The 1450-nt window shown below is 50.3% G+C and carries 2 protein-coding genes; one reads left to right on the top strand and one right to left on the bottom strand.

The window, feature by feature from the left end; genetic code table 11:
- A partial coding sequence (locus H1R82_RS14420; protein ID WP_258873918.1) for a cation-transporting P-type ATPase occupies positions 1-480 on the bottom strand: 480 nt, incomplete at its 3' end.
- 155 nt (positions 481-635) lie between these two features.
- Between H1R82_RS14420 and H1R82_RS14415 the strand changes: the two genes are divergently transcribed.
- A partial coding sequence (locus H1R82_RS14415) for an Rqc2 family fibronectin-binding protein (protein WP_181821729.1) occupies positions 636-1450 on the top strand: 815 nt, incomplete at its 3' end.

Genomic DNA, 1450 nt, shown 5'->3' with positions numbered 1-1450 from the left:
TTCCGTATGGATCCAGCGCACATCAGCCGGGATCCGGTCCCCGCTTTCCACCGACACGATATCCCCGGGAACCAGCCGGGAAGCTTCGATTTTTTTCCACTCCCCGTCGCGTTTGACTTTGGCAGCCGGCGCCGATAATTTTTTCAATGCCTGCAGGGACTTTTCCGCACGCATCTCCTGAAAAAATCCCAGTCCCGCGTTTAGGATGATAATCGCAATGATGGCGACGGCATCGGTGTATTCGCCCAGCAATCCCGAAATCAACGTCGCCGCCAACAAAACCAAAACCATGAAATCTTTGAATTGATCAATAAACAAAGCGAAAAGGGAAGACTTTTCCCCTTCCGACAACTGATTAGGTCCGGTCTGCTTGAGTCGTTCTTGCGCCTCTTTTTCACGGAGTCCAACGGATGGATTCACCTGAAAGTGAGAAGCAACTTCCTCTGTCTCCCAGTCAATCCAACGTCCTTGCTCTGCCAAGATTCTTCCTCCTTTTTCCGGAACGATTACTTTCAATGTATTCAGACGAGCTGTCAAACATACCTGAACCGGACAATCGGATTTCCGCCGGAACCAAGATGTTGTAAAATGGAAAAGTGTGATGACTTTTGAAACTGGAATAAAGGATGAAACATATGTCATATGACGGATTGGTCACCCGGGCTGTGGTGAAGGAACTCGATCAGGCACTTGCCGGCGGGAGAATTACCAAAATCTATCAACCGGGTGAATTTGAATTGCTTCTGGTGATTCGCTCGCAAGGAAAAAATCATAAATGTTTGCTTTCGGCACATCCGGCATACCCCCGTGCCCAACTGACCCGGTCTGCTTACGAAAATCCCAAAGAGCCTCCGATGTTTTGCCGTTTGCTCCGGAAACATCTGGACGGCGGAATCATCGAAAGCGTGGAACAAATCGGATTGGAACGAATCGTCCACTTCCACCTTCGCGCCAAAAATGAATTGGGCGACTTCGTTTCGCGCAAGCTGATCATTGAAATCATGGGCCGGCACAGCAATATTATTTTGGTGGATCCTGCCACCGGCACCGTCCTTGACGGAATTCGCCGGGTCAGCCATGCCATGAGCCAATACCGGCAAATCTATCCGGGCGCTTCCTACACGGAACCTCCATCGCAAAACAAGGAAAATCCGCTGGAAGTGACAAAAGAGCGGTTTATTGCCGGGTTTGATTACAACCAGGGCCGTTTGGACAAACAAATCGTTCAGCGGTTCACCGGAATCAGTCCGCTCATTGCCAAAGAAATCATTCACCGGGCCGGATTGGGCAGCCGCGACCAGCTGTGGGAATCTTTCTCCCGCTTGATGGAGAAGGCCAAACATCACGAATATGCCCCTGCGATCATGCAAACAGGGGAAAAAACCGTATTTTCCGTGTGGCCGCTTTCCCACATTGAAGAAATCGTCCATCGCACCGATTCCATCAGCGA

Source organism: Thermoactinomyces intermedius (assembly GCF_013912365.1).
GTDB classification, from domain to species: Bacteria; Bacillota; Bacilli; order Thermoactinomycetales; family Thermoactinomycetaceae; genus Thermoactinomyces; species Thermoactinomyces intermedius.
The sequence above is the reverse complement of the archived record's forward strand: the minus strand, read 5'-3'. Positions and strand labels throughout refer to the sequence as shown.